Raw genomic sequence first — 26,194 nt, 5'->3', positions numbered from 1 at the left:
CAAACCATCATATGAATCAGCAGGCGTGGGTCAGCCTCTTCTCCGGCGGCAAGGACTCCTCGTGGGCGCTCTACCGTGCGCTCGAAGAGGGCCTGAACGTCGAGCGACTGCTCACCGTTCACCCGAAAGGCGACTCGTACATGTACCACGTCCCGGCGACGGAACTCACGGCGCTCGCCGCCGAAAGCATTGGCATCCCGCTCGTGAACGTCGAGGGTGACTTCGACGCCGAATCGGTCGAGGACGCGGGCGAACAGGGCGACATGGAAACCGAAATCATGGAGGACGCGCTCCGCGACCTCGACGTCGACCTCGCGGGCGTGACGGCGGGTGCGGTCGAAAGCGAGTTCCAGACACACCGGATTCAGGACCTCTGTGACGACCTCGGTATCGACCTGTTCGCTCCCCTCTGGCAGCAGGACCCGCGCGAACTCGCGGACGCCATGCTCGACGCCGGTTTCGAGATCAAAATCGTCCAAGTTGCGGCCTACGGTTTGGACGAGTCGTGGCTCGGACGGACCCTCGACGCCGACGCACTGGACGAGTTGGAGGAACTCAACGAGGAGTACGGCGTCCACATTCTCGGCGAGGGTGGAGAGTTCGAAACCCTCGTGACGGACGCGCCGCACATGGACCGGCCCATCGAACTCGAATACGAAACCGAGTGGGACGGGGACCGCGGACGGTTGCGGATTACGGACGCAGAGTTGGGCGAGTAATCGCGGTTTACCGTGCGGTTGGCGGTTATGGGTTTTTGCAGTCGTTGCGGAGGGCAGTCGCGGGGCGGAATCGCGGTAAGCAACTGTTCCGCGAGCGAACGAAGTGAGCGAGCGGCTCTTTTTTGGTCCAGATTTTTTCGAGGAGTGGTACGCGAGAGCCTTCGGCTCTCGCGGTACCCGACGAAGAAAAAAGGTGGGAACGAAAGGTGCGTTTACTCGTCCCGCTGATTCGTGATCTGGGTGTGTGCACCGATGAGTGCGCCAGCCAGGTCCATGTTCTCGACGTAGGTGCCTTCGTCTATGATGGTGTCACGCACGTCACACCCCTGAATCGTGGCATCGGGGAAGATGATGGCGTTTTCGAGGTTGGCGTCGGTCAGTTCCGCGCCGTCCATCACGTGGACGTTGTGGCCGATGTCGGCGTTGTCGAGGGTGGCGCTGTCGGCGATATAGGATTCCCCGTCGAGGAACCACGCGACGGCTTCGAGGTAGCTTTCGGGGGTTCCGATGTCGAACCACGCTTCCTCGAAGGTGTAGGCGTAAACGGGGTTGCGCGACTGCAACCATTGGAGGAACCACCCGGGTTCGTCGGGGTTGTTCCCGTCGGTGAGGTACTGTTCGAGAAGCGGGAGGGTTTCGGCGGTGAACGCATAGCAGGCGATGGAGACCAGCGTGGAGTGGGGGTCTTCCGGTTTCTCCTGAAAGTCCACGACGCGGTCGCCGTCGAGTTCGACCAACCCGTAGGCCTTCGCGAGTTCCTTGCTGCCGACGTCGTAGGCGGCGAGGCAGGATTCTCCCTTGTTCTCGAAGAAGTTCACGAAGTCGCCGACGTCGAAGCTGATGAGGTTGTCTCCGGCGATGACGACGAGGTCGTCGTCCACCTCCTCGCGCTCGACGAGTTGGGCGAGAGCGCCGACGACGCCGAACTTCTCGTCCTCCTCGGACGTGTCTTCGACGCTCAGCTGTGGTTTTTCGAATTCGCTCTCCGCGAGATGCTCGCGGAAGTCGTCGGCGAATCGTTCGTTCGTGCTCACGTAGACGGTGTCGACACGCTCGTCGGCTTCGAGGTCAGCGAAGATGCGGTCGATGACCGTTGTTTCACCGATCGGCAGAAACATCTTCGGTCGCTGTTTCGTAATCGGCCACAGACGTGTCGCATATCCACCGGCGAGGACGACGGCTTTCATGGTTTGACCGTCACTCCGACCCCCTAAGTCCTTTTTCATACCTCAGCCGTTGGATACAATAGGGTCGTCCCCGTCGTGAACGGAGTCCTCGTCACGGCTCGTCGGTGTTCCGTTCGTCGAACAGCGAGGCGAGCAGTTGGTGTTGTGCCTTCCGAAGATGGTAGTGGAGCGTGGCGGAGGCGATGTCGAGCGCGCCAGCGACCTCTTCGGCGGTGCTTCCGCGCGGCCAATCGTAGTACCCCGCGAAGTACGCGGTTCGGAGCGCCGTCTCCTGTCTGTCGGTCAGACGGTCGGTCAGCGAGCGGCGGAACTCCTGTGCGGTTTGAATCGGGCGGTCGATGGTTCGTTTGCCGACCAGTTCCGCCATCGGATACGCCGCCTGAAACGTATCGACGACCTTGCGAACGTCCGTCTCGTGCGGAATTTCGGCGACGATGGAGACTTCGCCACCGTTTGCGGTCGCGGATTGGACGGCGGCACCGGCCTCGACCAACCGCTTGACCGTCGATTCGGTCATCCGAACCTCGATAACTAGTCCGTCGTCGTCCGTGTCGATGAGTCGGCACTCGCCGACGTGTTCGTCCTCGGAGAGCATGGTTTCGAGACGGTCCGCGGGCGCATCCTCGGCACGAACGTAGTGCAGCAGTTCCCCGTCGGAGGCCGGGACCAATCCCATGAGGTGACACGTACAGTTGAGATGACGGGAGGCAGCCATGACCGCGTCGCGGGAGCCGGTCACGTGGAATTCGAGTTCGACGGTGCTGTCCGACAGCAGGATCTGCTTGTTCTTCGCGGCGTTGATGGCGAAGCCGATGGTGTCCCCGAGGATTTCGAGGGCGGCCTGTGCTCGGTCGCCGAGCACGCCGCTTCGCGTCGAGACGAGCGACAGCGACCCGTACATCGTGTTGCCGTACGAGATGGGAATCGAAATCCCCGATTCGATGTCGCGGTCAAGCGCTTCCTCGCGTATCTCTTCGGGAAGCATGTCCGTCTCCCGGACGTCCTGAATCACCTGCAGTTCGTCGCTACGCATCGCCTCGCTCGCGGGGTCGTTGCCGAGCCTGTCGCCGTAGTCGATGAGTATGTCGAGATAGCCCTCGATTCCACCGGCGCGGGTTCGGGGAGTCACGCCCCCGCGGCTGACCTCGCTCTCGTCCGTCCACGCGAGTTCGTACAGTCCGGATTCGACCAATCGTTCACACACTATCTGCTCGATGTCGTCGCGGGTCGCCGCATGCACGAGGTCGCGGATGACTTCCTGTATCACCCAGTGGATTCGGTTCAGCGTCTCCAGTTCCTCGTGCTGATGGGCCAGCGTTTGCTCGCGTTGCCGTCGCTCGGTGATATCACGAGCAACCCAGACGACGACGTCCTGGCCACCGATCTGTTGGCCAAGCGGCGTCGAGCGCGCCTCGAACCATCGTTGTCCGCTTTCGACGGCGAGCGGATATTCCATCGTTTCGACCTGCCCGCTCTCCAGCGTCCGATGGATGTGGCGTAAAAAACTGTCCGCGATGTCGTCCGAAAAGACGTCATGTAACCGTCGGCCGACGAGGTCCGGCGGCGCTGTCGCGGCGAGGGCCTCCGAGTTAGGGCCGACGAGCAGTTCGCAGTATTTTCCCGTCTCGTCCAGAAGAAAGGCGACGTCCGGGAACGCGCTCATGAGCGTCTTGATGTGGGTATCGCTGTGGCCACCGATCCGATCGTAAATCGCGTCAACGATCCGTTGCCGTAACTCCTCCGTCCCATCGAGCGCGCTCAGTGGAACGTAATCGCTCACTCCGAGACTGATCGCCTCGCTGGCGATTCGCTCGTTTCCGTTGTCGGTCAGTAGGACGAACGGGAGGTTCGGATGGTCGTCGCGTATCGAATCGAGGAGTTCGACTCCTGTCGAATCGGGCAAGAGGTGGTTACTGACGACGCAGTCGATGGCGTCGCTGTCGAGACGGGAGAGACAGTCCGCTGCGGACGAAACCGAGTGAACCGTCAGGTTCTCGTGCCCCTGATCGAGTCGCCGTGCGATGTCGGTTTCGTGCTCGACAAACAGGACCGTATGGCTCCTCGTCGTTCTCATCTCGAATGAGTCTCCTCCGGCCGTGTGCTCCCCCATCGCAAATTATCTCATGCACCCGGGCGGGAAAACAGTTTATGTTGTCAGTTTCGTCGCGGTAGTAATTTGAACCAGCGTGACTAACGACTGGTATGCGCGACGACGAGACGACGCGCGAGCAAATCGCGGCGTTTCTCCGAACCGAACCGGCCTCGCCGAGTACCCTTGCAGGGGAGTTCGAAATCACGGCAGGCGCGGCAGTTCGCCACGTCGAACACATCGCTCGCTCCGTCGAATCGAACGACGAGCAACTGCTCGTCGCTCCGCCCGAATGCCGGGACTGTGGCTTCGACCGGTTCGACAACCCCGCAAACCGCCCCTCCCGGTGTCCCGAATGTAAGAGCGAAGCCATCGACGAACCCACGTTCGTGATCCGAGAGACCGAATGACGGGGCGGCTTCGACCGACCGATGAAATAACGGGGAGGCTTCGATTTCGGAAACGGCTCAGCACGAACTGACGGCTTCGTAGTAGCCTTCGGAGGTTTCCTTCAGCGTGCTCGTGTAGGCCGGGAAGCCGAGGTAGTCGTCGGAGCCGATGGCGTAGTAGGCACCGGTCGAGGTGTCCTGATAGGCACGGCCCGCGTCCGCGTGTTCGTAGTTGTAAGCCGTGCCGCAGTAGCCCGTGAAACCGGAGCCGACCGAAATGGTTACTGAATCGTTTCCGGTCGCGCCGTCGTCGTCGGTGACCGTGACGCTGGCCGTGTACTGCCCCGACGACCCGTAACTGTGGGTGACGGTCGCGCCGGTTGCGCTTGACCCGTCGCCGAAGTCCCAGTCGTAGCTCGCAATAGAGCCATCCGAATCGCTGGACCCGCTGGCGTCGAAGGTGACGGTTTCGTCGACGTCCGGCGAACTCGGACTGGCGCTGACGGTCGCGGTGGGTGCGGAGTTGTCGTTCCCGCCGTCTCCACCATCGCCGCCATCGCCCGACCCATCGCGCGGGTGGTCCGCGAAGAAGTTCCAGATGATTTGGCTCGCGTCCGGGCCGCCGGGGGCGGTGTAGGAACCACCCTGCGCGCCGCCGGACCACGCGTGTCCCATGCTGTCGATCATCCACTTCTCGACGATGGTATCGCCGTTCCCGTCGCGGTACTCGGAGACGGTGTAGCTCAGGCTACTGGCCTGTCCGTCTCGCGTCGCGTCGGCGGTGTAGTCGATATCGTCGTCGTCGGCTCCGTCCGATGCGAGGTCGTTGGTCTGGGTGGCCTGCTCGGCGGCCTGATTCCCGTTCTTCGGGTAAACGGTGTAGTCGCTCGTGCCGTGGAAGACGATGGTCGGAATCGTGTCGGTGACGCCGTTCGACTGCATCGCCTGATACGCCGCCGTCCCCTGCGTCTGCGGGTCCGGGCCGCCCTGCGTCATGGCCATCGTCGCGTCGGTCACGCCATCGGCCGCGCCGTACTCCAGCCCCGAGTGAACCGCCCCCGCGGCGTACAGGTCGGGATAGGCGGCGAGCAGGTTCGGCACCATTCCCGCCCCGGCGGAGAATCCGGCGAGAAAGACCCGGTCTTCGTCAACCGTGTTCGCCCCCATCACGTCCTCGACCATCCCGGCTATGAGTGCGGCCTCGCCGCTGCCCCGCGTCGTATTCGAATCCTCGAACCAGTTCCAACACTCGTTTGCGTTCGCGCTCGTCGTCTGGTCGGGATAGATGGCGATGAACGTCTCGCTCTCGGCGACGTCGTTCATCTTCGTCTCGTTCTTGAACTGGTCGGGACTCTGGGTACAACCGTGAAGCATGACGACGAGCGGAATCGGCGACCCGTCCGCTCCCGTCGGAACGTACTTCTTGTACGTCCGGCCGTTGTACGTTTCCGAGGTGTACGCGCCCGCTGCCGCACTGCTGGTCCCAGCGACGAGCGTGCTCGCGCCGACCGTCGCGCCGACGGACTTCAGGAGGGTGCGTCGTTTCATCCGCATGGTCATCGACCCCTCGTAAATCCGGAGACGAACTCCCAGATGATTCGACTGGCGTCCGGCCCGCCGGGTGCGGTGAACTCCCCGCCAGCGACTCCACCGGACCACGCGTGATCCATGCCCTCGACTTCCCAGTGTTCGACGAGCGGATTCCCGTTCTCGTCGTGGTACTCGGATACAGCGTAGTCCATACTCGATCCTTGGCCGCTGTAGGTGCGGTCAGCCGTCGTATCGACGTTGTCGTCGTCCGAGCCATCGGACGCGAGGTCGTTGGTCTGGATCGCCTGTTTCGTCGCCTGCTCGCCGTTGATGGGGTAGACGGTCGTGTCCGCCGTCCCGTGGAAGACGATGGTCGGCAGTTCGCTCACGGTGTCGTAGATGTCCATCGTATCGTAGGCGTCGGTTCCCTTCAACTCGGGGTCCGGCCCGCCGTACAGCATCGCCGTCGTTCCGCCCGCCGAGGTGTCGGCCGCGTCGTACTCCAAGCCGGAGTGAACGCCGCCCGCCGCGTAGATGTCGGCGTACTCCGCGAGCAGGTTCGGCACCATCGCCGCACCGGCCGAGAGTCCGGCGACGTACACGCGCTCGGGGTCGCAGTTCTCGGCGTCGATGGTCGTCCGCGTCATTCCGGCGATGACGGCCGCCTCACCGTAGCCCCGCATCGTATTCGCATCGTAGAACCAGTTCCAGCACTGGGCCGGGTTCCGCGCGTTGTACTGGTCGGGATAGATGACGACGAACCCCTCCTCGTCCGCAACCTCGTTCATGCGCGTCTCCTCTCGGAACTGGTCCGCGTCCTGCGAACACCCGTGGAGCATCACCATCAACGGCGGGTTCGACCCCGCCGAATCCGGGACGTATCGCCAGTAGTCGAAGCCGTCGTAGTAGTGGTTCGTGTAACTCCCCGTCGCCGCCGCCGTTCCCGCACTTCCCAAGACGCCCGCTGTGGCCACCGTACCGCCCACCGACCGCAGGAGCGTTCGCCTGTCAATTTTCATGCTATGACGAAACGTACCAATGATGTCGAACAAAATCTATTGGTGGGTTAATATGTAAATATTGACCGATGGGCGCGATATTTATCGTCGTCCGCGTCGGCGCGAACAGCCGAGCGCGGCGTGTATCGCGCTGATGAGCGTGTTGCTGGGGTCGTGTGAAAGTTCCCAGCACATCATCCCGCCGAAGTCGTTGTCCCTGACGTACCGCGATTTCTCCATGACCGAATGATGGTCGTCGTAGGTGACGAAGGTGTCGTCCGTCTCGGAGTACAGCCACGGAACGCGCGCCTCGCGATGCCAGTGATACTGGTACTGCGGCTTGCTCTTGAGTTGGCGAATGGCGTGATACGATTGGGTGTCCGCGCCGTCGAACGGTTGGAAGAGTCCCCGATTCTCGTTTCCGACGTTCTCGAAGACGAAGCCGTAAAACGGCGTCCCGCAGACGAGTTTGTCCCGCGCGATGGGCTTTTCGGCCCAGTACTGCATCGCGTGGTCCACCGTGAGCAGTCGTTGCCAGTACGTCGGGTCGTCGTACGGCGCGTACAGCGGCGCGTTGAAGTTCGCCGCGGAACTCCAGCTTCCATAAAAGTTGTAGTTCATCACGTTGATGAAGTCCAGGTACTCCGCGATTTTCCCAACCTCCAACGGGTCGATGTTCGACGGAATGGGGGCCGCCGCCATGCTGAGTTCGTAGTGCTGGTCGTCCTCCTCCCCGGCCTCATCCAGTCGATTTCGAATCTCCTCCAGCAACAGCGTGAAGTTTTCCGGGTCGTCCTCCCGAACCGAACCGTCCGGGTACTCCCAATCGATGTCGATGCCGTCGAAGTTGTATTTTCGGAGGTGTTCGACGGCCGTTCGGGCGAACCGTTTTCGACTGTCGGCCGTCGAGGCCGCGGCCGACATGTTGTCCCCGAACTCCGCGATCGTGAGCATGAACGTCGTCCACGGCTGTTCGTGCGTAATCTCCTCGAACTGTTCCAGCACTTCTGGGGCGTAATCGCCCGTGACGGCGAGTTTCACCTCGCCGTTCGCTTCCGTTTCGAGAAACGCGTAGTTCAGGTGCGTTAGTTTGTCGTACGGCACGTCCCGCGGCGTGTAATCGCCCGCCCACGACGGATAGTACGCGACGACGCGTTTGTCCGACCGCCGTCCGTGTCGGTGGCGATGGTGGTCTTCGTGACCTTCCCTCGCCTCGACCGTATTCCCGAACAGCGCCAGCGTCGTCGCCGCTCCGGCACCCTGTAGGTATCGCCGCCGTCCCACGCCGCTATTTTGTATTTTCATCCATCGTAGCGATAAGTATAACAATAAATAAAAACATACCCTAACTTTATAATTTCATTCCTCAAATTTCTGGAATTGAGGATAGTATCGGAAACGGAAAACCGGCCGTTGGTTCCGAAGCCCCGAAACGAGCACCAGTTATTAACGACACACGGACCGTAGTTCGGGGCGGATTCGGACGAACTTCGGTTGCCCAATCCGAGAACCGATCCACGAATTTCATCATGCAACTGAACCACACCAATCTCACCGTGTCGGATGTGGAGACCACGGCGGCGTTCTTCGAGGAGTACTTCGACTTGGAGAAACGGGGTGGCAGTCCCGCCATCACGATTCTCTCGGACGACGCCGGGACCGTCCTGACCTTGATGCGGGGAAAGGAGGGCGAGGACATCAAGTACCCGAGCAGTTTCCACATCGGCTTCTTCGTCGACGACGAGGACCTCGTGGACGAGAAACACCGCCGACTGGAGGAGGACGGCTACGACGTGACGGACGTCAAAATGCGACACAACACCTACGACTTCTACGTCGAAGCGCCGGGCGGATTCTCCATCGAATTCGGAGCCAGATAGGACGGTCGGGTCTTCAGTACTCTCTGGGAGTTACGAATCGCAGAGCAGTCGTCGTGGTCGTCGGTTCGCCACCACCGACCACCCTTCCGAAGGGCTATGTCGATATCTGTTGGATTGTCCAGACGAACCATCCATGAACGGATTAGCAGGGAAGACGGCACTCGTGACGGGAGCAGGGTCGGGAATCGGGCGTGCGTCCGCGCGCCGGTTCGCCGAGGAAGGCGCGAACGTCGTCGTCGCCGACATCGTCGAGGATTCGGCCCGTGAAACGGTCGAACTCATCGAGGACGCTGACGGTGACGCGACGTTCGTCGAAGTGGACGTTTCCGACCTCGCGTCCGTCGAGCACATGGTCGATGTCACGGTCGAAACCTACGGAAGCCTCGATTTCGCGCACAACAACGCGGGAATCCTCACGGACTTCGTGGAAATGACTGGTATCGAGGAAGGTCACTGGGACAGGTTGCTCGACATCAACCTGAAGGGGATTTGGGCCTGCATGAAGGCCGAACTTCCCGTTATGAACGAACAGGGAAGCGGTGCCATCGTCAACACGGCGTCCGAGGCCGGTTTGGTCGGGATGGGCGGACTCTCCAGCTATTCGGCCAGCAAGCACGGGGTCGTCGGGCTGACCAAGTCGGCCGCGCTCGAATACGCCAGTCGGGGCGTCCGAATCAACGCCATCGCGCCCGGTCCGACGAAGACGAACATCCAATCCGGATTGATGGGCGGCCCCGGCGCTTGGTCGTCGATGTCGCTGCGGGACCGTCTCGGGACGGCCATCGACCTGATTCGGACGGCGATTCGGACGGTGTGGTCCGATTTCGATACGTCGGCCATGCGGGACGTCCCGATGGACCGCATCGCCGAACCGGAGGAGATGGCCGGGGCGGTGGCGTTCCTCTGTTCGTCCGACGCCTCGTACATCACCGGGCACACCTTGCCCGTCGACGGCGGGCAAGCGGCCGACTGAGAATCGATACGCGATACTGTACAGTAGATAGTAGCACAGTTTCCTTATTCATGCTGAATTCTGGACGAATCTGTCAGTTCGTTACGTAGGCGTGCAAGCGCATCGAACAGCTCAGCGTGTCAGAAAAAGCTATACTCTGAACCGAAATACATCTATTCATGTCCTCCAATGCAGCGGACACAGAAGCCCCTTCGTCTGTTCGGGTCCTTTCCCCGGTCAATGTCGGACTCGCACTGATCGGTCTCGTGTACGCCGTGGGGACGCTAACCAACGTCATCGATTACCCATTCTTCTCGATCGTGTTTATCCTCGTAGGTGGCGGGATGGTTTCGTATAGAGCGCACCGACGGAAATCGTGAGAGACTCACGTTCTCCATTCATGCGCCGTTTCATCCACTCTTCTGAATGAAGAATTCGGATTATCAACTGCTGTTTAGTCGCCGTCGAGCGCGTCCGCGAGGTCGGCGGCGACGTCCGCGATGGCTTCGTGGGCGCGGTCTACCTCGCGTAACGTCATGAACCCGTGGACCATCGTCTCGTAGTTCTCGTAGCGCGTTGGAACGCCGTCCCGGACGAGTTGTTCGGCGTACGCCTTCCCGCCGTCGCGGAGCGGGTCGAATCCGGCGGTGATGACCGTTGCGGGAGCGACATCCGACACGTCGGCCGCCTTCGTCGGGTCGGCGTACGGGTTTCGCTGGTGGATTTCGTTCACGTAGTAGCACCGTTCGTACCACTCCAAGTCGGATTCGCTGAGGACGATACCCGTGTGCTCTCGGACGGACTGCTGGTCGTCCTCGACGCCGACGCCGGGGTAGATGAGCGCCTGATGGGCGATTTCCGGACCGTCGCGCTCGGCGGCCATGAGCGCGGCGACGGCGGCTAGATTCCCACCCGCGGAATCGCCCGCGACTGCGATTTCCCCGGTTCCATGGATCGCGTCCGGGTTTTCGGCCGCCCATTCGACGGCGGCGTGGGCGTCCTCGACCGCCGCGGGGAAGGGGTGTTCGGGTGCGAGTCGGTAGTCGACCGAGAGGACGGCCAGGCCGCTCTCCCGCGTGAGGTGTCGGCAGAGCCAGTCGTGCGTGTCGATGCTTCCGAAGACGAACCCGCCTCCGTGGAAGAACACGACCGTGGGAAACGGTCCGTTCGCATCGGGGAGGTAGAGGCGAGCGTCGAGGTCGTCCGCGGGACCGGGAATCGTCCGGTCCACGGTCGCACCGATGCTCGGCGGGTTCCGATTCTGTAGCCACATCGCCGGTTGGGTGATGAGGCGGGCGATTTTTACCCCGCGACGACTGTGCGGGAGCGGAAATAGGTCCTGACGCTCGACCGCTGCCTTCGCCTGTGGGTCGATTTCGTCGGCTTGCATACCCGAACGAATGGGGAATCGAGACCAATGATTGTTCGTGCTGCGGCAGGTCTCCGGTGTCATTCGTGTGAGTCGGAGTCTGTGGTGTCACGAACTGCTTCTTCTCACGGCGAGGGGTCATCGAAAACTCGTTTCGTGCATACCGCTCCGGGTAACACGAGGAAAAGAAGGGCAACGACGTCGTCGAAAGTAACCGTCGGGGCCGTGGAGTAGAGCCAGATACCGTACAATACCCCGATAAAGCAGAGCAGTGCCCCGATAGCGAACAGGCGTTTTTCCGTCGAACTCATACCTCGTGTCGTGTCTCGGAAAATATATAATCGGATGATAGCGGTTAGCGCGCAGTGCAGTGCACGTGACTCCGAGACGACTGGTCTTCGATGGCTCGTGCAACTCCGTCCCGAAGTCGGCGTTCACCCGAACTTAGCCGAATATCGTGGTGTAGAGCAGCCAGACGTTGAGCACGGAGATCAGCGCGACGATGACGCCCATGACGCCCGTCGTGCTGGTGCGGTTGACGAACGTGCCCATAAGGCCCTCTTCGCGGGTGAAGTAGACGAGCGGTATCAGGACGAACGGCAACTCGAACGAGAGGGCGACCTGGCTGGCGACGAGGACGCTCGTCGGGTCGAACCCGGCGATAACGACGACGAGACTGGGCACCAGCGTGACCGAGCGCCGGATCCAGACGTTCACGTTCCAGTCCAGAAACCCGTCCATGACGGTCTGGCCGGACATCGTCGCGACGAGCGAGGAGGAAAGTCCGGCGGCGATGAGCGCGATGCCGAACGCGAGGCTCGCGTTCGAGCCGAAGACGCCGCTCAGGGTGACGTAGGCATCATTCAGCGTGCTGATTCCGGTTCCGGTGAGTGCCGCGGCGGCGACCACGAGCATCGCGGCGTTGACGAACATCGCGCCGAACAGCGCGACGATGGTGTCGATCGATTCGTAGCGGAAGTGGTCGCGGTGGACGTCTTCGGTGTCGCCGGATTCGGCGACGAGACGCTCTCGTCTGTCCTGCACGATGTAGGGGTGGAGGTAGATCGAGTGGGGCATCACGGTCGCGCCGAGGATACCGATGGCGACGTAGAGGGCGTCAGCGTTCGGGATCGATGGCGCGAGACCGGCGGCGACCTGTCCGGTGGTTGGCTGGGCGAGCACGACCTCGAAGACGAAGGCGAGCGCGATGACCCCGACGAGGGCCATAATCACGTACTCGATGGCGCGGAAGCCCCGCTTGTAAGCGGTGCGGACGCCGAGCAGCGCGAAGCTGGACGCCCCGGCGAGGATCGCGCCGCCGGGAAGCGGGATGTTGAAGATGAGGCTGAATCCGATGGCTGCCCCGATGATCTCCGCCATGTCGGTGGCGATCATCGCCAGTTCGGCGGCCGCCCAGAGGACGATCACGACGCGCCGCGGGAGACGTTCACGGCAGAGCTGTGCGATTCCTTTTCCGGTTGCGATACCGAGTTTGGCAGCGACGATTTGGATACCCATCGCCATCATCGAGGCGAGCACGATCACCCAGAGAAGAGCAGTGCCGTACTTCGCGCCGCCGGAGATGTTCGTCGCCCAGTTCCCTGGGTCCATGTACGCGACCGAGATGAGAAATCCCGGTCCCATGTACTTCGCCAGCTCGCGAAAGGAGAAAGTACGATTAGACATTGGTTACCCGTAGATTAGACGCGGCTAATAATATTATTTGTGGTTCCAACACCATCTGCCGAACTGTCGATTGAGGCGCTCAAACCTCCACGAGAGGCGTATTCAGTTATCTGTCGGGGTCCTTCCGCTCGCAACGCTCCGTGCACTCGGAAATATTCCGTTCGACGCTCGTGACGAACACTCACGTCCTCCCCGATCGGATGGAGGCGTTCGACTGGCTCTGTCGGAGTAATGGAAATGTCGCCCGGAACACTAACCTCCAGCCTCATTCCGTGGCGGCGTGCCGAGTCGGCTGGCAAACCCTCGTGCCGGGCGGGCGAGAATATCGCCAACTTTTGACGGCTGAACCGTCGAAGCGGGTCGCGTCAGTAATGGCGACCGACTTCCGAGCCAGTTAGCCCCGACTCACGGGCAGTGATTTTGGAGCTCACTACGCTCACTGAACTGTTGCACACCTGGGTTCTCCGCTCGGTCATCGCTCCCGAAGTGGGAGTACTCCGGCGGGGACTGAGGTGCGCATCGAACGGTAGACGACGGCCGAATAAGGAGTTTCGGGTTCAGTTATCAGAACAGATAGTCGGAGCCGAAAATTCGGTCGTCAGAACGTGTATTCGGAGTCGAAAATCCGGACGTCGGAACGGATAGTCGGTGTCGCGTCAGTACGTGTACTCGTCCTCGGTGACCTGCACGTACTTGCCGTTCCGGTAACCGAACTTCGTCTTCTTGTACTGGGCCATGAGCCTCCCGGCGCGAACGCCGGACGAGAGGCTGGACGAATCGAGTTTCCCGATTCCGGTGCCGTCGTCGTTGAGCAGTTTGTTCACCATCGAGAACGCCTTGTCCCAGTCGTCCGGGCCGTACTCCTCCACGATGTCCGCGAAGGCGATGTTGCGCAGGAGTTCGTCGCCGATCGCGTCCTTCCACTCGTCGTTGTACGATTCGATGTCGTCGGTCGCGGCGAGTTTTCCGGCGATCTTGCCCGAGCGAACCGCGACGTGGTAGCCGCCCTCGTGGAAGGCGCTGGTCGTTCCCATCGCGCCGCCAGCGACGGCGATTCCGGCTCCGACCGGCGATTCGATGGGCCGCGTCGAGGAGATGGGGTACGTTTCGGTGCCGTTCGATTTCCCGCGGTCCTCCACGAGCGGGAAGTCCTCCTCGATGTCGTACTCGTCGCCGTACTCGCGTTCGAGGAGGCGGCGGATGTACTCGTTCGGACGGGGGAGTCCCTCGTCGTCCGGGCGGAGGAGGTCGTAGGAGTCGGGGTCATCGACGTCGTCCAACGTCATCCCGATGGGCATGGTGAGGCCCACGCGGGCAACCGTGCCGTCGTTCGGGAAGACCCACGGGTAGGCCGTCTCGCCGGGGATGACGCCCCACCAGAACTTGATGGCGGACTTTTCGAACACCTCTTCGGGGAACTCGCGGTACTCCTGATACGCGATGTGGTTCACTTCCGGCGGGCTGAGGTAGTCGCTCATGGAACTTCCCTCGGGCATGAACTGGTCGAGCGCCCCGAGCGTGACCTGACGCTGTGGCCCGTCGGCGAGGACGAGGTACTTCGCCTCGATGTCCTCGCCGTCGGCGAGTCGAAGCGCGTGACGGTACTCCGCGTCGAGGTCGGTTTCGACGCCCCTGACGCCGACGCCGACGCGGTACTCCGTTCCCGCATCCTCGACACGCTCCCGTAGCCAGTCGTCCATGCGGGCGCGGAAGAAGGTGAATCCCATGTTCGGGTACGACGCTTCTATGCCCGTACCGCGGAGGGTGACAGCCTCGTTCGGGCCGATGAAGTCCGCGCTGTCGAGGACCTGCAGGACGGCCTCGTCGGGAATATCCTCGTAGTCCTCGTCCATGATGTCGATCCAGTAATCCAGCATTCCGGCGGCGTCGGTCGAGTCGGGACCGAGGAACTCGCGGTCCTCGCGCGGGACGCCCTTTTCGAGGACGACGGCACTCGCACCGTGTTTCCCTGCTTGTTCACCGGCCGCCATCCCTGCGGGGCCCCCGCCCACTATCGCAACGTCGAATCGCTCCATATTCCTACGCTACTCAAGGAGGGATACTAAATTCTTAGCCTTCGGTCGCGCGAGCGTTAGGAATCGAAATCGGTCGCCGTACTACACGGGATCGGTCACCGTACCACGGTACTGTTTTGGCGATTCCGCCCACAGAAACGGTATGGCAGAGTTCGAACACCTCTCCGTCGAACGAACCGACGACGTAGCGCGCGTGAGGATGGACCGCCCGGAGACGCACAACTCGATGAATCCCGCGATGGCCGCCGAACTGCGGACGGCGACGGCCGACCTGTACGAGGACGATTCGCGGTGTATCGTGCTCACCGGAACCGACGGCGTGTTCAACACCGGCGCGGACCTGTCGGTGCTCTCGGGCGACGCGAGCGACGGCCGGACGCTTAGAAGCATCGCTTCCTCCCTCCACCGCGCCATCGAAAACCTCGCGCGGGCACCGAAACCCGTCGTGACCGGCGTGAACGGCGTCGCGGCGGGCGGCGGGTTCGGCCTCGCGCTGTCGGGCGACATCGTCCTGCTCGCCGAGGACGCCAGACTGGAGTTCGCCTACCCGCGCGTCGGTCTGACCGGCGACGCCGGTTCGACGTTCTTCCTCCCGAAAATCGTCGGCCTCCGGCGGGCGAAGGAGATCGCCCTGCTCGACGAACCCATCGACGCCGAAGCGGCCGTCGAGATGGGTTTGGCGACGGAAGTCGCGTCCAACTTCGACGAGCGCCTCGACGAACTCGCCGCGAAGTTCGCGGACGGTCCGACGAGGGCCTATGGCGCGACTAAACGCCTGTTCAATCGGGGTCAGGGACGGGACCTGTCGGCACAGATGGCCGCCGAGACGGATTCCATCGCCCGGATGACCACGACGGCCGATTTCGAGCGGGGGCTGAACGCATTCTTCGGCGAGGGCGAACCGGAATTCGAAGGAAAGTAGTTGGGCGGTTCGAAGGAAGTCGATGGTGGGTGGTAGGTGAGTAGATGGGTAGTGGCTGAATGAGGGTAGGCGGGGATGAATGGGTTATACGTGCGGAAATCGGTAACCTGTGTTTCGAACCGAAATACTCATTCTCCCGCCCTCGGAGGTTGTGGCATGCAGGCAATCCTCAATGGAGACGTTCGCACGGTCGCCGACGCGGGAACCATCGATGGCGGTATCGTGCTGTTCGAGGACGGGAAAATCGTGGCGGTCGGCGCGGAGGGCGACGTGGAGGTCCCAGATGACGCCGAGGTCATCGATGCGCGTGGGAAGCCAGTGACGCCGGGTCTCGTGGAGGCCCATAGTCATGCCGGGATGGGCGAGTGGGGCGAGCCTGAGGACGGGGATGTCAACGAACTCTCGGACCCGGTGACGCCGCACGTCAACGCGCTGGACGGCTTTCACCCGCGCGACGAGCACCTGCGCCACGCCTACCAGGGCGGGGTGACGACCGTCAGCGCCCGGATGGGGAGCGCGAACGTCATCGGCGGCATCATCTGTTCGATGAAAACCTACGGGGACATCGCCGACGAGATGCTGATCCGGGAGGACGGCATGAAGGCCGCGATGGGCGAGAATCCGAAGCGGTTCCACGGCGATCAGAAGGACCGCCAGCCCACCACACGCCCCGGCATCGCGGCCACCCTCCGACAGGCGTTCATGGACGCCGAGGACTACACCGACCGCCGGGAGAAGGCCGCCGAGGACGGCGACCCGTTCGAGCGCGACTTGGGCATGGAGAACCTGTCGCGGGTCATCGAGGGAGACCTCCCGCTCCGCGTGCACGCCCACCGCGCCGACGACATCGCCACCGTGTTCCGCATCACCGACGAGTTCGGCATCTCGGACCTGTCGATCGAGCACGCCACCGAGGGTCACGCGCTCGCGGAGGAGTTCGTAAAGCGCGACGTGCCCGCCATCGTCGGCCCGTCCTTTTACTCCGGCGCGAAGTACGAACTGTCGAACATCACCTTCGAAACCCCCGGCATCCTCCACGACGCGGGGGTCACAATCGCCATCCAGACCGACGCGCCTGTCCTCCCGCAGGAACACCTCGATGTCTGTGTCGGACTAGCGATCCGTGAGGGACTCCCGGAGGAAGCCGCCCTCCGGACCGTCACGCGTAACCCCGCCGAGATTCTGGGAATCGAGGACCGCGTGGGAACGCTGGAAGAGGGGACGGACGCCGACCTCGTCGTCTGGGACGGCGAACCGTTCGACATCACCGCCGACGCCCAGCACGTCTTCGTCGATGGCCAGCACGCGTACGACGCGTCGCGCGACGACCGCGACCCGCGCGACGAGTACGCGTGGTGACGATGTTTCGACTCTGCTCGCTTTTCACCACTACCTCTCTCGTTGCTGACAGAGTCAAAGGGTTGGGCTTTTAGCCTCCCGGTGTTCATCTCCCGACGATGCCCGACAGAGAGGACGTGTGCGTACTCATCCCAACGTTGAACGAAGCCGAAACGATTGGCGAGGTCATCGATGGCTTCCGTGAGCAGGGATTTTCGAACGTTCTCGTTGTCGACGGGAACTCGGACGACGGAACGCGCGACGTGGCGACGGATCACGGCGCGCGCGTCATCCAACAGAGCGGGGTCGGCAAAGGCCAAGCGGTCCGTGAGGGATTGGACCACATCGAAGCTGAGTACGTGTTGATGCTGGACGGAGACGGGACGTACAAACCCGGGGATGCGGACACGATGCTTGCCCCGCTCGACGATGGGTACGACCACGTCATCGGCAACCGATTCTCGGACATGGACGACGGCTCGATGCCGCGGCTGAACCACTTCGGCAACCGCATCATCAACGAAGCCTTCGCAGTCATTCACCGCTCGAACTTCAAGGACATCCTCAGCGGCTACCGCGCGTTCACCCGCAAGTCGGCCGAACGGGCGTATCTCACCTCGGACGGCTTCGGCGTCGAAACCGAACTCGCCGTCGAATGCGTCAAACACAGCGTGCCGACCGCCGTCGTCCCGGTCCAGTACGAGGAACGCCCCGACGACTCGGAGACGAACCTCCACCCGCTCTGGGACGGCGGCGACATCATCATGACGCTGTACCAACTCGCCAAGACGAACAACCCGCTCTTTTACTTCGGAAGCATGGGATTCGTCAGCGGTCTCTTCGGGGTGTTCCTCGGCGCCTACGTCGGCGTCGAGTGGGTGACACGCCACATCTCACACGAAGTACTCGCCATCGTCGCGGGTGTCTCCATCATCTTCGGCCTGCAACTGCTGATGTTCGGCGTCCTCTCGGACATGATCGTGACACTGCACCGCGAACAGATGCGTCGTATCGAAGAACGACGGTAGACGGCGACTGTCGAGGAACGAAGGTAGATGACGACTGTCGACTAACGGCGGCAGATGGCGACTGTCGACTAACGACGGTAGACTGGAACTATCCACGACGGGAGCGTTCTTTTCACACGAAGGGGGGCGGTCAGAGCCGTTTGGACAGGAGCACCGACGCGAGTCGGTCGTACGCCCGAACGACCGACTCGTCGGAGAGCACCGCGATGCCGCCGTCCGGAATCGACGCGAGTACGGGACTTCCGAGCAGTCGTTGGACTCTCGGCATGGGACGGTCCGCTCGGGTGAGGACGACGCCGATGATGGTTGTTCCGAGCGCACGCGCCATCGCGGCAGTTTTGGCCGTGTCGCATAGACACGCCGGGTCAGGTGTCGTCACCAACAGGACGTGGTCTGCGATGCGGAGCGGTGTTGCCGCATCCGGCCCAGCCCCCGCCGGGCAGTCCACGAGAACGTGGTCCGCAGTGCTGGGGAGACGGCGGAGGGCGTCCGCCAGCGAAATCCGTTCTCCCATGGTTCGTGGTGCGGGGACGATTCCGACGCCGGAGAGATTCGGCGGCGGATGGGTGGCGGTCTCGACGTCTTCGCCCGCCGCAACCGCGGCGAGATTCGGCGTCGGTTCGACGGCCGCGAGCAGATGTAGATCCGGCATGTCCACGTCGGCATCCGCCGCGAGGACGGACCGGCGCGTCCTCCCGAGTGCACCCGCGAGACCGAGCGTTGTCGTCGTCTTCCCACAGCCACCCTTGCCACCGGCGATAGCGAGCATGCTGGGAGTGGTTCCATCATTTTATTTAAACTTCGGGGTGAGACCCGTACCTTTCAAGACGCGTGACAACCCCTGTTCGAATGATGCGGCACGACCACCTTATCGACACAAAACAACTAACGCGGCAGGACATAGAGAACGTCCTCGACCACGCCGCGGAAATCGACGCCGACCCGTCGGCGTTCGCTGATCGACACGCGGGAAAACTGCTCGGACTGATGTTTTACGAGCCGAGCACCCGCACGAAGATGAGTTTCGAGACGTCCATCAAGCGCCTCGGCGGCGACATCGTCGACATGGGGCCCGTCGAATCGTCGAGCGTGAAGAAGGGAGAAAGCCTCGCCGATACGGCCCGCGTCATCGAGGGATACGCCGACGCGCTCGTGTTGCGCCACCCGAGTCAGGGTGCGGCGAAGATGGTGGGCGAGTTCGTAGACGTTCCGCTCCTGAACGCGGGCGACGGCGCGGGACACCACCCGACCCAGACCCTGCTCGACCTGTACACGATTCGGGAGAACGCGGGGCTGGACGACCTCACCATCGGCATCATGGGCGACCTGAAGTACGGCCGAACGGTCCACTCGCTCGCCTACGCGCTGACGAACTTCGACGCCCACCAACACTTCATCAGTCCGGGCAGTCTGAAACTGCCACGAAGCGTCCGCTACGACCTGCACGAGGCTGGAGCAAGCGTCCGCGAGCACACGGATATCGAGGCAATCCTTCCGAACTTGGACGTACTCTACGTGACCAGGATTCAGCGCGAGCGCTTCCCCGACGAGAACGAGTACCGCGCTGTCGCGGGCGACTACCAAATCGACCTCGAAACGCTCGAAGCCGCGCCGGACGATTTGACCATCATGCACCCACTTCCGCGCGTGGACGAAATCGCGCCCGAGGTGGACGAGACGGAACACGCGAAATACTTCGAACAGGCACACAACGGCATCCCGGTGCGGATGGCACTGCTGGATTCCATGCTGGAGGACCAATGAGCGACCACGAACTCCGCGTCAGTAAGATTCGAAACGGCACCGTTATCGACCACATTCGCGCCGGACAGGCGCTCAACGTCCTCGCCATCCTCGGCATCGACGGGGCCGACGGCGAGGAAGTGAGCGTCGGGATGAACGTTCCCAGCGACCGGGTCGGGAGAAAGGACATCGTGAAAGTCGAGGGGATGGAGTTGAGCCAGAACGAGGTGGACGTACTTTCGCTCATCGCACCCGACGCGAGCATCAACATCATCCGGGAGTACGAAGTCGCGGAAAAGCACCGCTTGGAGCGACCCGAGTACGTCACCGGCATCCTCTCCTGCCCGAACAGCAACTGTATCTCGACGGAGGACGAACCGGTGGACTCGAAGTTCGAAGTGCTCCCCGACGGCGTTCGGTGTGAGTACTGTGAGACGATACTCCGCGACGACCTCGCCGCACACATCAGCGTAAAGTAGGAAACGACGGCTTAACGGGCCGAACTGGAACGCTTAACGAGGCGAACTGGAACGAACGGTCGGTCCGGTTTATGCTGTCACTCGAAATGCTTCCCGGTATGGGAACCCGAATCGGCAGACATCTCGCACTCGTCTTCTCGCTTCTCCTCGTCGTCTCGGGCGGTGCAGCCATCGCGGCCAGTACGTCAACCAGCACGTCGGCCGCGACCAACACGTCTCCGTCTCCGAGCGCGCTGTCGGCGGTCCAAGTCGGCAACTACAAAGTTTCCATCAAGAACGTGACCGTCAGGACGTGGGCGCTCCGGAACACGACGGTGGACAACGCGACCATCGATACGGTTCACGTCGGGACGTTGCGGACGAAGGGCGGAGCGAAGCGGAACGTCACCCTCCACAACGTCTCGGTTTCGACGGTCCACATCCGGAATGGAACGCTGAAAAACGTCAGCGCCGATCGGATCGTCATCCGAAACCGCTCGATCTGGAACGTTCCGGGCGGTGATCTGTTCGACCCCGGCGTGAAAAACCGCGTCATCGAGCGCCACGTGCTGGAGAACCTCACCGTCGAAGGTGCATCCCTCGACACGCTGAACGTGACGACGCTGTCCACGGCCAACGTCACGGTGCCGGAGCAGTCGACGGACCCGCAAGTCGATCCGGCCGTGACGAATCCGGATTCGAAGCCACGACCGGACATCGTCATCGAGAACGCGAGCGTCGACTCGGGTGTCGTTCGACATGCGAACGCCGGAAGTTGGTCTGCCCGGAGCATCAGCTCCGAGAACGCGACGGGATAGTCAGAGAAACGAAGCGGTCTCCACGGTTTTTCCACCCAAAAACGCCGCCCCGCCGAGTTCGAACGCCGGGACTCGTACCTCGTCGCCCTCCCGAAACGCGAGCCCCGGAACGCCGCCGAAGACGCGCCGAAACTGCTCGTCCGCGTTTGCGTCCGGAACGGTGAGTTCGACCCGCTCGAAATGGCCGTCGTCCCACGACCCGAGGTCCGTTTCCACGTCGCTCCCGTCCGGGTGGAGTTCGACCCGGAACCCCCACGGGGTCATAACGAACGTCCGTCGTCCATCGCGGTCCCGAACCGACCAGTCCGCCTCCGCCGCACGGTCACAAATCGCGTCGAACGCGGTCGTACACAGACCGAGATGGTCGAAATGCGGCTTTCGTCCCGGTGCTATCGTGACGTTCACGTAGCCCCGCTGGGCGTTCTGGAGGCGGAGGCGAAAGTCGTCCGGAATCGGGTCCGTCGCGTCGAGCGCGTGGAACTCGCCATCGACCTGCCCGAATCGTCGGTAAGGTGGCAGTCCGTTCGCGTCGAGTTCAGTCTCCGCACGGCTCACGTCGGGCGTGTTGAAGTGGAGATGAAAGAGTCTGGTCGGGGATTGCATATCCGACGCTCACGTCCGTTCGAAAAAATCGGTTCGGTTCGATGCGGTTCGATTCGGTTCGATACGAATCGAGGGACTCGATTACTCTTCGACTTCTTCGGCTTCGTCGTCGGCTTCGAGTTCCTCGACGAGTTCGTCCTCGTCGATGTCGGCGTCTTCGAGGGCTTCTTCGAGGTCGGCTCCGCCCATGCCACCCATTCCGCCCATGCCCATCATACCGGCACCGGCACCGTCGATGGTCTCCTGGACGATGACTCGGTCGAGGTCGAGTCGGTCGATGACGTCCTGTGCGATCTGCTGTTTCTGGAACATCCACTGCTGGTTCATCGACAACTGCGGCGTCGCCTCGATGTAGAGGGTTTCCTTCTCGACCGTCTCGGTCTCGGTTTCGCCGTCCTCGTCCTCGACTTCCTCTTCGACCTCGTCCGTCTCGATCCACATGTCGAGGTCGGCGTCGATGTACATCGAGAAGAGGCCCTTGGCTTTCTCCTCCGCGTCCTCGACTTCTTCGACGATCTCGTAGTCGTATTCGAGGTCCTCACCGGCGAGCGGGTGGTTGAAGTCCACGCGTGCGCGACCGCCGATGATGGTCTCGACGTAGCCCTGCTGGCCGTCGACGTTGACACGAGCGCCGGGGTAGCGGTCGTCCTCGCCGATCTTGTCGGCGCTGATCGTGCGGACTTGCTCGTTGTCGTACTCGCCGAACGCTTGCTCGACGGAGACGGTTCCCTCGTCACCGGCTTCCTTCCCGTAGATGTCCTCTTCGACGTCCTCGAAGATGTGGCCAGCACCGAGAACGATGGTGCGCGGGCCGAACTCACGGTCTTCCGACTCGATGCCTTCCTCTTCGGCGACCTCTTCGCTGGTCGTGTCGACGAGGTCCTCGTCCTCGATAGTTCGTGCCGTGTAATCGAGACTGATGAAGTTTCCTTCCTGCAGCCCCTCCTCTGTCTGAGTTTCTTCTTCCTCGTTTACATCTGCTTCTTGTTCGTCACTCATATCCGAAACGACACCCGTTCTGCCCTTAAGAATCACGTTTCGCCTTCGAGGAGGAATTTAGCCGTGTCGGAACCTTCGTTCCTCCCATACGAGCATTTCAGTGGATGAAACACCGAAATTCAGCGAAACCGTCGCCTCGCGGTGAACCCCTCCCGAAGTTAGCCGATATGTTCTCTCGCCGACAAATGGGTGGATACCCCGCGTCCGGTGGTGTCGCGGCGTTCCGAAGGTGATAAACCACGCGGAACCATTCGCCGGGGTATGGACGTTGCGTTGGGTGGGACGTTTGACCCGGTTCACGATGGACACCGGGCGTTGTTCGAGCGAGCGTTCGAGTTGGGTGATGTCACCGTCGGGTTGACGAGCGATGATCTCGCTCCCGCGACTCGAAACGTGGACCGACATGTCCGCTCGTTCGAGGAACGAAAAGCCGACCTCGAAGCCGAACTGCGTGACTTTGCAGGGGAACACGACCGCGACTTCGAGGTTCGAAAACTCACCGAACCGACGGGGATCGCCACCGAGGAGCAGTTCGACGTGCTCATCGTCTCCCCAGAAACGAAGGACGGCGGCGAGCGAATCAACGAACTCCGGGCGGAGAAGGGACACGACCCGCTCGAAATCGTCGTCGTTCCGCACGTCGAGGCCGAGGACGGCGACATCATCTCCAGCACGCGAATCGTCGTCGGCGAGATCGACGAACACGGGAATCTGACCCCGGACAACGACGGACGCGACTGAATTTTCCGAACGCAACTACCACGACGGCGGTTGTAGTCCGGCTTCTTTCAAGATAGACTTCCAGCGCTGTTGAATGGTCAGCCGAGAGACGTCCATCGCGTCGGCCACGACCTGCTGTGAACGCTGGTCACCCTCGATGAGCGACCCGGCGTACAGGCTGGCGGCCGCGACCGCGCGTTTCGAGCGGTCCTCGGGATCATCCGCGTCGGAGACGGTCGAGAGGAAGAGGTCTGCCGCCCGCGAGCGAGCGCTGGTTTCGAGTTCGAGACGGTCCGCGGCCTGCTGGATTTCGGCGAGCCAGGCTTCGTTTTCGACTTGGTCACGTGCCCGATACACGGAGAAACGTTGCTCGCCATCCGATATAAACGCTCGTCCGACGAGAACGATAGGTACTTATCCGGCACATGAAAAAGCCATACTGCGTGCGGGTAGCCAAGCTAGGCCAACGGCGCAGCGCTTAGGACGCTGTCCCGTAGGGGTCCGCCGGTTCGAATCCGGTCCCGCACATTTTCATCACGATTACCCGGTGAGCCTTCGCAAAGCGAAGGCTCGCCCCGCTTGCCGACGGTATCCGCAATCCGGTCGGGAAAATCATTCCGTTCCGAGCGAGAAAGTATTTGGACGACCAACGCGACCGTAGCATACAGTAATGGACCGAAGCATCTCGGATGGAGTTCTGTCCGTTGCCGGAGCGAAGGTGCTCACGCTCTTCATCGGACTCCTCACCACACCGATCCTGTATCGATGGCTCGGTGCCGAGAGGATCGGTATCTACTACGGTCTCCTCGCCCCGTTCTCGCTGTTCATGATCTTCGTCAGTTCCGGGGTGAGCGATGGCGTCCGGAAGTTTCTCGCGGAGAACAGGGCGTTCCCGGACTGGACGTCCCACGTCGTCGGGTTCTACTTTCGACTGGCGTCCGGGTTGGCGCTCGTCGGCGCGGGACTCGTCGCGCTCGTCACGTGGAGCGGCGTCCTCGATTCCCTCCTCCCTCCCGGATACGAGATATACGGGTACCTGCTCGCCGTCCTCGTCGTCGTGAGTCAGTTTCAGTCGTACGCCCGCCGGACGCTGATGGGATTCGGTCTCGAACGCTACTCCGAACCGCTGCAGATCGTGCAGAAGGTGACGTTCGTCGGGATCGCCCTCACGCTCATCAGTGCGGGATACGGCGTCACCGGGATGTTCGTCGGGAACATCGCGGCGAGCACGGCCGTCGCCCTCCTCGGCCTCGCGCTGGTCAACCGCAAAGTGTCGCTGAGGAGCGTTTTCAGGGTTCCGTCCTCGGAGTTTCCACGCAAGGAGTTGCTCACGTTCAACGTCCAATCGATCGTCCTCATCCTCTGTCTCACGTCGCTCTATCAGGTCGATCTCATGATGCTTACCCTGCTGACCACTTCCAAACAAGTCGGATACTACCGGGGAGCGCTCGAACTGGCGGAGTTCCTTTGGTTCGTTCCGCTGGCGCTCCAGACGGTCTTCGTCCACTCCACGTCCGAACTCTGGGCGGCGGGACGAACCGACAAGATATCGACCCTCGCCGCACGCACCACGCGATACACGTTACTCATGACCGGCGTGATGGCGGTGGGACTCGCCGCGTTAGCGCCAGACGTCGTTCCGGTATACCTCGGTTCCGACTTTCAACCGACGGTGAAACCGCTCCTCCTGTTGTTGCCGGGTGCGCTCGGGTTCGCCGTCGCGCGGCCGATTCTCGCGATAAGTCAGGGCGAGGGAACGCTCGGGTTCCCGATCCGGGCGACCGGTGCCGCCGCGGCGATAAATATCGGACTCAACGCGATACTCATTCCCCGCTACGGGATGTCCGGAGCGGCAGTTTCGACGAGCATCGGCTACGGTTCGATGTTTCTCTTCCACGTTTGGAGCGCGCGGAAGGTCGGTTTCGATCCCCTCTCGAACGCTCGTCTCGGCCGCATCGCCGCGACGATGCTTCTCGCGGCACCGCCCATATTCGCTTTGGCGCACTTCATCACGTACTCCATCACCATCTCGGGGATCGCCCTACCGCTCTCCCTTGTCATCGTTCCCCCGCTCGGACTCGTCATCTTCCTCTCCTGTGCGTTCCTGACGGGTGCGCTGGGTATCTGTGAAGTCCTTCGGTTACTCTCGGATTTCCCCGTGCCGGTCGGACCGCTCGCTCACCGACTTCGATGTCGAACGCCGTTCCTTTCCTCGCTGTGCGGGTAGACTAGGCACCGTTCGAGTCGTCCCGCGGAAATACGGTCGGCCGCAAAAAATTCGAAAGACGCGTTTGCGCGGTAGGTGTTAGTGGTCCGAGAAACCGTCTATCACGCCGCCGCAGTCCGGACACGACACGTATTCGGTACCGGTGCTTTTGTGGCCGGTCGGATTGCCGTTACGGGTCGTGCGTGAACTGCTGCCGTGACTTAGGTCAGAACTACAGTATGGACATTCTAGCATGATACTCATCCACGCGTTGCGTGGTAACGATTCACACAACACGAGGGATCATGATAAACTTTGTGTCGGCTTATCTCCGGGAGAGATGACGTAATCGTGATTACGAGAGCGCCTCCTTGGCGTTCTCGACCGCTGCTTCCTTCTTCGCGGGGTAGGCTTCGACTTTCGCGCGGAGGGTGATTCCCTGCCCGAGTCGAACCTCGTCGCGGTAGGCGGCCTGCTTGTCGAGCGAGATGAAAAACGAGCAGTTGTCGTCCACGCGCTGGTCG

25 protein-coding genes and 1 tRNA gene are annotated in these 26,194 nt (G+C 61.9%); 13 read left to right on the top strand and 13 right to left on the bottom strand.

Annotated features, from left to right (window positions below; genetic code table 11):
- Positions 1 to 11 precede the first annotated feature (11 nt).
- Positions 12 to 719 carry a diphthine--ammonia ligase gene (locus NKF25_RS18650; RefSeq protein ID WP_253228151.1) on the top strand — a complete coding sequence of 236 codons (708 nt, stop codon included), beginning with the start codon at positions 12 to 14 and terminating at the stop codon, positions 717 to 719.
- 212 nt (positions 720 to 931) lie between these two features.
- Here NKF25_RS18650 and NKF25_RS18645 read toward each other — a convergent pair whose 3' ends face one another.
- Together NKF25_RS18645 and NKF25_RS18640 are read right to left on the bottom strand one after the other, a co-directional pair.
- Positions 932 to 1,906 (bottom strand): NDP-sugar synthase, encoded by a 975-nt coding sequence (locus NKF25_RS18645; RefSeq protein ID WP_253228150.1) that lies wholly within the window; start codon positions 1,904 to 1,906, stop codon positions 932 to 934.
- A 91-nt stretch (positions 1,907 to 1,997) separates the two neighbouring features.
- Entirely contained in the window at positions 1,998 to 3,980 is a 1,983-nt protein-coding gene (locus NKF25_RS18640) for a bacterio-opsin activator domain-containing protein (RefSeq protein ID WP_253228149.1), read from the bottom strand.
- A gap of 128 nt (positions 3,981 to 4,108) precedes the next feature.
- On the opposite strand from NKF25_RS18640, the gene NKF25_RS18635 reads away from it, so the two are divergent.
- Entirely contained in the window at positions 4,109 to 4,405 is a 297-nt protein-coding gene (locus NKF25_RS18635; RefSeq protein WP_066143163.1) for a transcriptional regulator, read from the top strand.
- A 57-nt stretch (positions 4,406 to 4,462) separates the two neighbouring features.
- On the opposite strand, the gene NKF25_RS18630 is transcribed toward NKF25_RS18635, so the two are convergent.
- From NKF25_RS18630 to NKF25_RS18620, 3 genes are all read right to left on the bottom strand, one after another.
- On the bottom strand, positions 4,463 to 5,932 hold the full coding sequence (locus tag NKF25_RS18630; protein WP_253228148.1) for a PHB depolymerase family esterase: 1,470 nt from the start codon (positions 5,930 to 5,932) through the stop codon (positions 4,463 to 4,465).
- An 8-nt stretch (positions 5,933 to 5,940) separates the two neighbouring features.
- Positions 5,941 to 6,933, bottom strand: a complete 993-nt coding sequence (locus tag NKF25_RS18625; RefSeq protein WP_253228147.1) for a PHB depolymerase family esterase — start codon at positions 6,931 to 6,933, stop codon at positions 5,941 to 5,943.
- A gap of 81 nt (positions 6,934 to 7,014) precedes the next feature.
- Positions 7,015 to 8,217 carry a glycoside hydrolase family 18 protein gene (locus NKF25_RS18620; protein ID WP_253228146.1) on the bottom strand — a complete coding sequence of 401 codons (1,203 nt, stop codon included), beginning with the start codon at positions 8,215 to 8,217 and terminating at the stop codon, positions 7,015 to 7,017.
- A gap of 224 nt (positions 8,218 to 8,441) precedes the next feature.
- Here NKF25_RS18620 and NKF25_RS18615 point away from each other — a divergent pair, with 224 nt between their 5' ends.
- A complete protein-coding gene (locus NKF25_RS18615) occupies positions 8,442 to 8,792 on the top strand; it encodes a VOC family protein (protein WP_253228145.1) in 351 nt (116 codons plus the stop codon).
- 133 nt (positions 8,793 to 8,925) lie between these two features.
- Positions 8,926 to 9,765 carry an SDR family oxidoreductase gene (locus NKF25_RS18610; RefSeq protein ID WP_253228144.1) on the top strand — a complete coding sequence of 280 codons (840 nt, stop codon included), beginning with the start codon at positions 8,926 to 8,928 and terminating at the stop codon, positions 9,763 to 9,765.
- Between the two features lie 433 nt (positions 9,766 to 10,198).
- Here NKF25_RS18610 and NKF25_RS18605 read toward each other — a convergent pair whose 3' ends face one another.
- The 3 genes from NKF25_RS18605 to NKF25_RS18595 form a co-directional block, all read right to left on the bottom strand.
- Entirely contained in the window at positions 10,199 to 11,134 is a 936-nt protein-coding gene (locus NKF25_RS18605; RefSeq protein WP_253228143.1) for an alpha/beta hydrolase, read from the bottom strand.
- Positions 11,135 to 11,557: 423 nt separating this feature from the next.
- The gene (locus tag NKF25_RS18600) at positions 11,558 to 12,799 is read right to left on the bottom strand and encodes an Nramp family divalent metal transporter (RefSeq protein WP_253228142.1); all 1,242 of its coding nucleotides are present in this window, start codon (positions 12,797 to 12,799) and stop codon (positions 11,558 to 11,560) included.
- Between the two features lie 656 nt (positions 12,800 to 13,455).
- Complete coding sequence (locus NKF25_RS18595; protein WP_253228141.1) at positions 13,456 to 14,835, bottom strand: NAD(P)/FAD-dependent oxidoreductase; 1,380 nt, start codon at positions 14,833 to 14,835, stop codon at positions 13,456 to 13,458.
- 142 nt (positions 14,836 to 14,977) lie between these two features.
- On the opposite strand from NKF25_RS18595, the gene NKF25_RS18590 reads away from it, so the two are divergent.
- The 3 genes from NKF25_RS18590 (at position 14,978) to aglJ (ending at position 18,123) form a co-directional block, all read left to right on the top strand.
- Positions 14,978 to 15,757 (top strand): enoyl-CoA hydratase/isomerase family protein, encoded by a 780-nt coding sequence (locus NKF25_RS18590; RefSeq protein ID WP_253228140.1) that lies wholly within the window; start codon positions 14,978 to 14,980, stop codon positions 15,755 to 15,757.
- Positions 15,758 to 15,913: 156 nt separating this feature from the next.
- Positions 15,914 to 17,116, top strand: coding sequence for an amidohydrolase (locus NKF25_RS18585; RefSeq protein WP_253228139.1), 1,203 nt, complete (start codon positions 15,914 to 15,916; stop codon positions 17,114 to 17,116).
- Between the two features lie 98 nt (positions 17,117 to 17,214).
- Positions 17,215 to 18,123, top strand: coding sequence for an S-layer glycoprotein N-glycosyltransferase AglJ (aglJ, locus tag NKF25_RS18580; RefSeq protein WP_253228138.1), 909 nt, complete (start codon positions 17,215 to 17,217; stop codon positions 18,121 to 18,123).
- Between the two features lie 130 nt (positions 18,124 to 18,253).
- On the opposite strand, the gene NKF25_RS18575 is transcribed toward aglJ, so the two are convergent.
- Entirely contained in the window at positions 18,254 to 18,892 is a 639-nt protein-coding gene (locus NKF25_RS18575) for a division plane positioning ATPase MipZ (RefSeq protein ID WP_253228137.1), read from the bottom strand.
- 83 nt (positions 18,893 to 18,975) lie between these two features.
- On the opposite strand from NKF25_RS18575, the gene pyrB reads away from it, so the two are divergent.
- The 3 genes from pyrB (at position 18,976) to NKF25_RS18560 (ending at position 21,142) form a co-directional block, all read left to right on the top strand.
- Positions 18,976 to 19,887, top strand: a complete 912-nt coding sequence (pyrB, locus tag NKF25_RS18570; protein ID WP_253228297.1) for an aspartate carbamoyltransferase — start codon at positions 18,976 to 18,978, stop codon at positions 19,885 to 19,887.
- Entirely contained in the window at positions 19,884 to 20,345 is a 462-nt protein-coding gene (pyrI, locus tag NKF25_RS18565) for an aspartate carbamoyltransferase regulatory subunit (protein ID WP_066143121.1), read from the top strand. The genes pyrB and pyrI overlap by 4 nt, the downstream gene beginning before the upstream one ends.
- Before the next feature lie 98 nt (positions 20,346 to 20,443).
- Entirely contained in the window at positions 20,444 to 21,142 is a 699-nt protein-coding gene (locus NKF25_RS18560; protein WP_253228136.1) for a hypothetical protein, read from the top strand.
- Here NKF25_RS18560 and NKF25_RS18555 read toward each other — a convergent pair whose 3' ends face one another.
- Complete coding sequence (locus NKF25_RS18555; protein WP_253228135.1) at positions 21,143 to 21,745, bottom strand: hypothetical protein; 603 nt, start codon at positions 21,743 to 21,745, stop codon at positions 21,143 to 21,145.
- An 81-nt stretch (positions 21,746 to 21,826) separates the two neighbouring features.
- Complete coding sequence (locus tag NKF25_RS18550) at positions 21,827 to 22,744, bottom strand: peptidylprolyl isomerase (RefSeq protein WP_253228134.1); 918 nt, start codon at positions 22,742 to 22,744, stop codon at positions 21,827 to 21,829.
- A 261-nt stretch (positions 22,745 to 23,005) separates the two neighbouring features.
- Here NKF25_RS18550 and NKF25_RS18545 point away from each other — a divergent pair, with 261 nt between their 5' ends.
- Positions 23,006 to 23,485, top strand: coding sequence for a phosphopantetheine adenylyltransferase (locus NKF25_RS18545; protein WP_253228133.1), 480 nt, complete (start codon positions 23,006 to 23,008; stop codon positions 23,483 to 23,485).
- Positions 23,486 to 23,500: 15 nt separating this feature from the next.
- Here the strand turns inward: NKF25_RS18545 and NKF25_RS18540 are convergent, their stop codons facing one another.
- Positions 23,501 to 23,821 carry a transcription initiation factor IIB family protein gene (locus tag NKF25_RS18540; protein ID WP_253228132.1) on the bottom strand — a complete coding sequence of 107 codons (321 nt, stop codon included), beginning with the start codon at positions 23,819 to 23,821 and terminating at the stop codon, positions 23,501 to 23,503.
- An 86-nt stretch (positions 23,822 to 23,907) separates the two neighbouring features.
- Here NKF25_RS18540 and NKF25_RS18535 point away from each other — a divergent pair.
- Together NKF25_RS18535 and NKF25_RS18530 are read left to right on the top strand one after the other, a co-directional pair.
- A tRNA-Leu gene (locus NKF25_RS18535) sits at positions 23,908 to 23,992 on the top strand.
- Positions 23,993 to 24,134: 142 nt separating this feature from the next.
- Positions 24,135 to 25,691, top strand: a complete 1,557-nt coding sequence (locus NKF25_RS18530) for a polysaccharide biosynthesis C-terminal domain-containing protein (protein ID WP_253228131.1) — start codon at positions 24,135 to 24,137, stop codon at positions 25,689 to 25,691.
- 334 nt (positions 25,692 to 26,025) lie between these two features.
- Here the strand turns inward: NKF25_RS18530 and NKF25_RS18525 are convergent.
- Positions 26,026 to 26,194 (bottom strand): RNA-binding domain-containing protein (locus NKF25_RS18525; RefSeq protein ID WP_303647142.1); only part of this gene is annotated, 169 nt, incomplete at its 5' end.

It is taken from the genome of Haladaptatus sp. AB643, from assembly GCF_024136975.1.
Lineage (GTDB): Archaea > Halobacteriota > Halobacteria > Halobacteriales > Haladaptataceae > Haladaptatus.
This window is presented reverse-complemented; position numbering and strand designations above follow the sequence as displayed.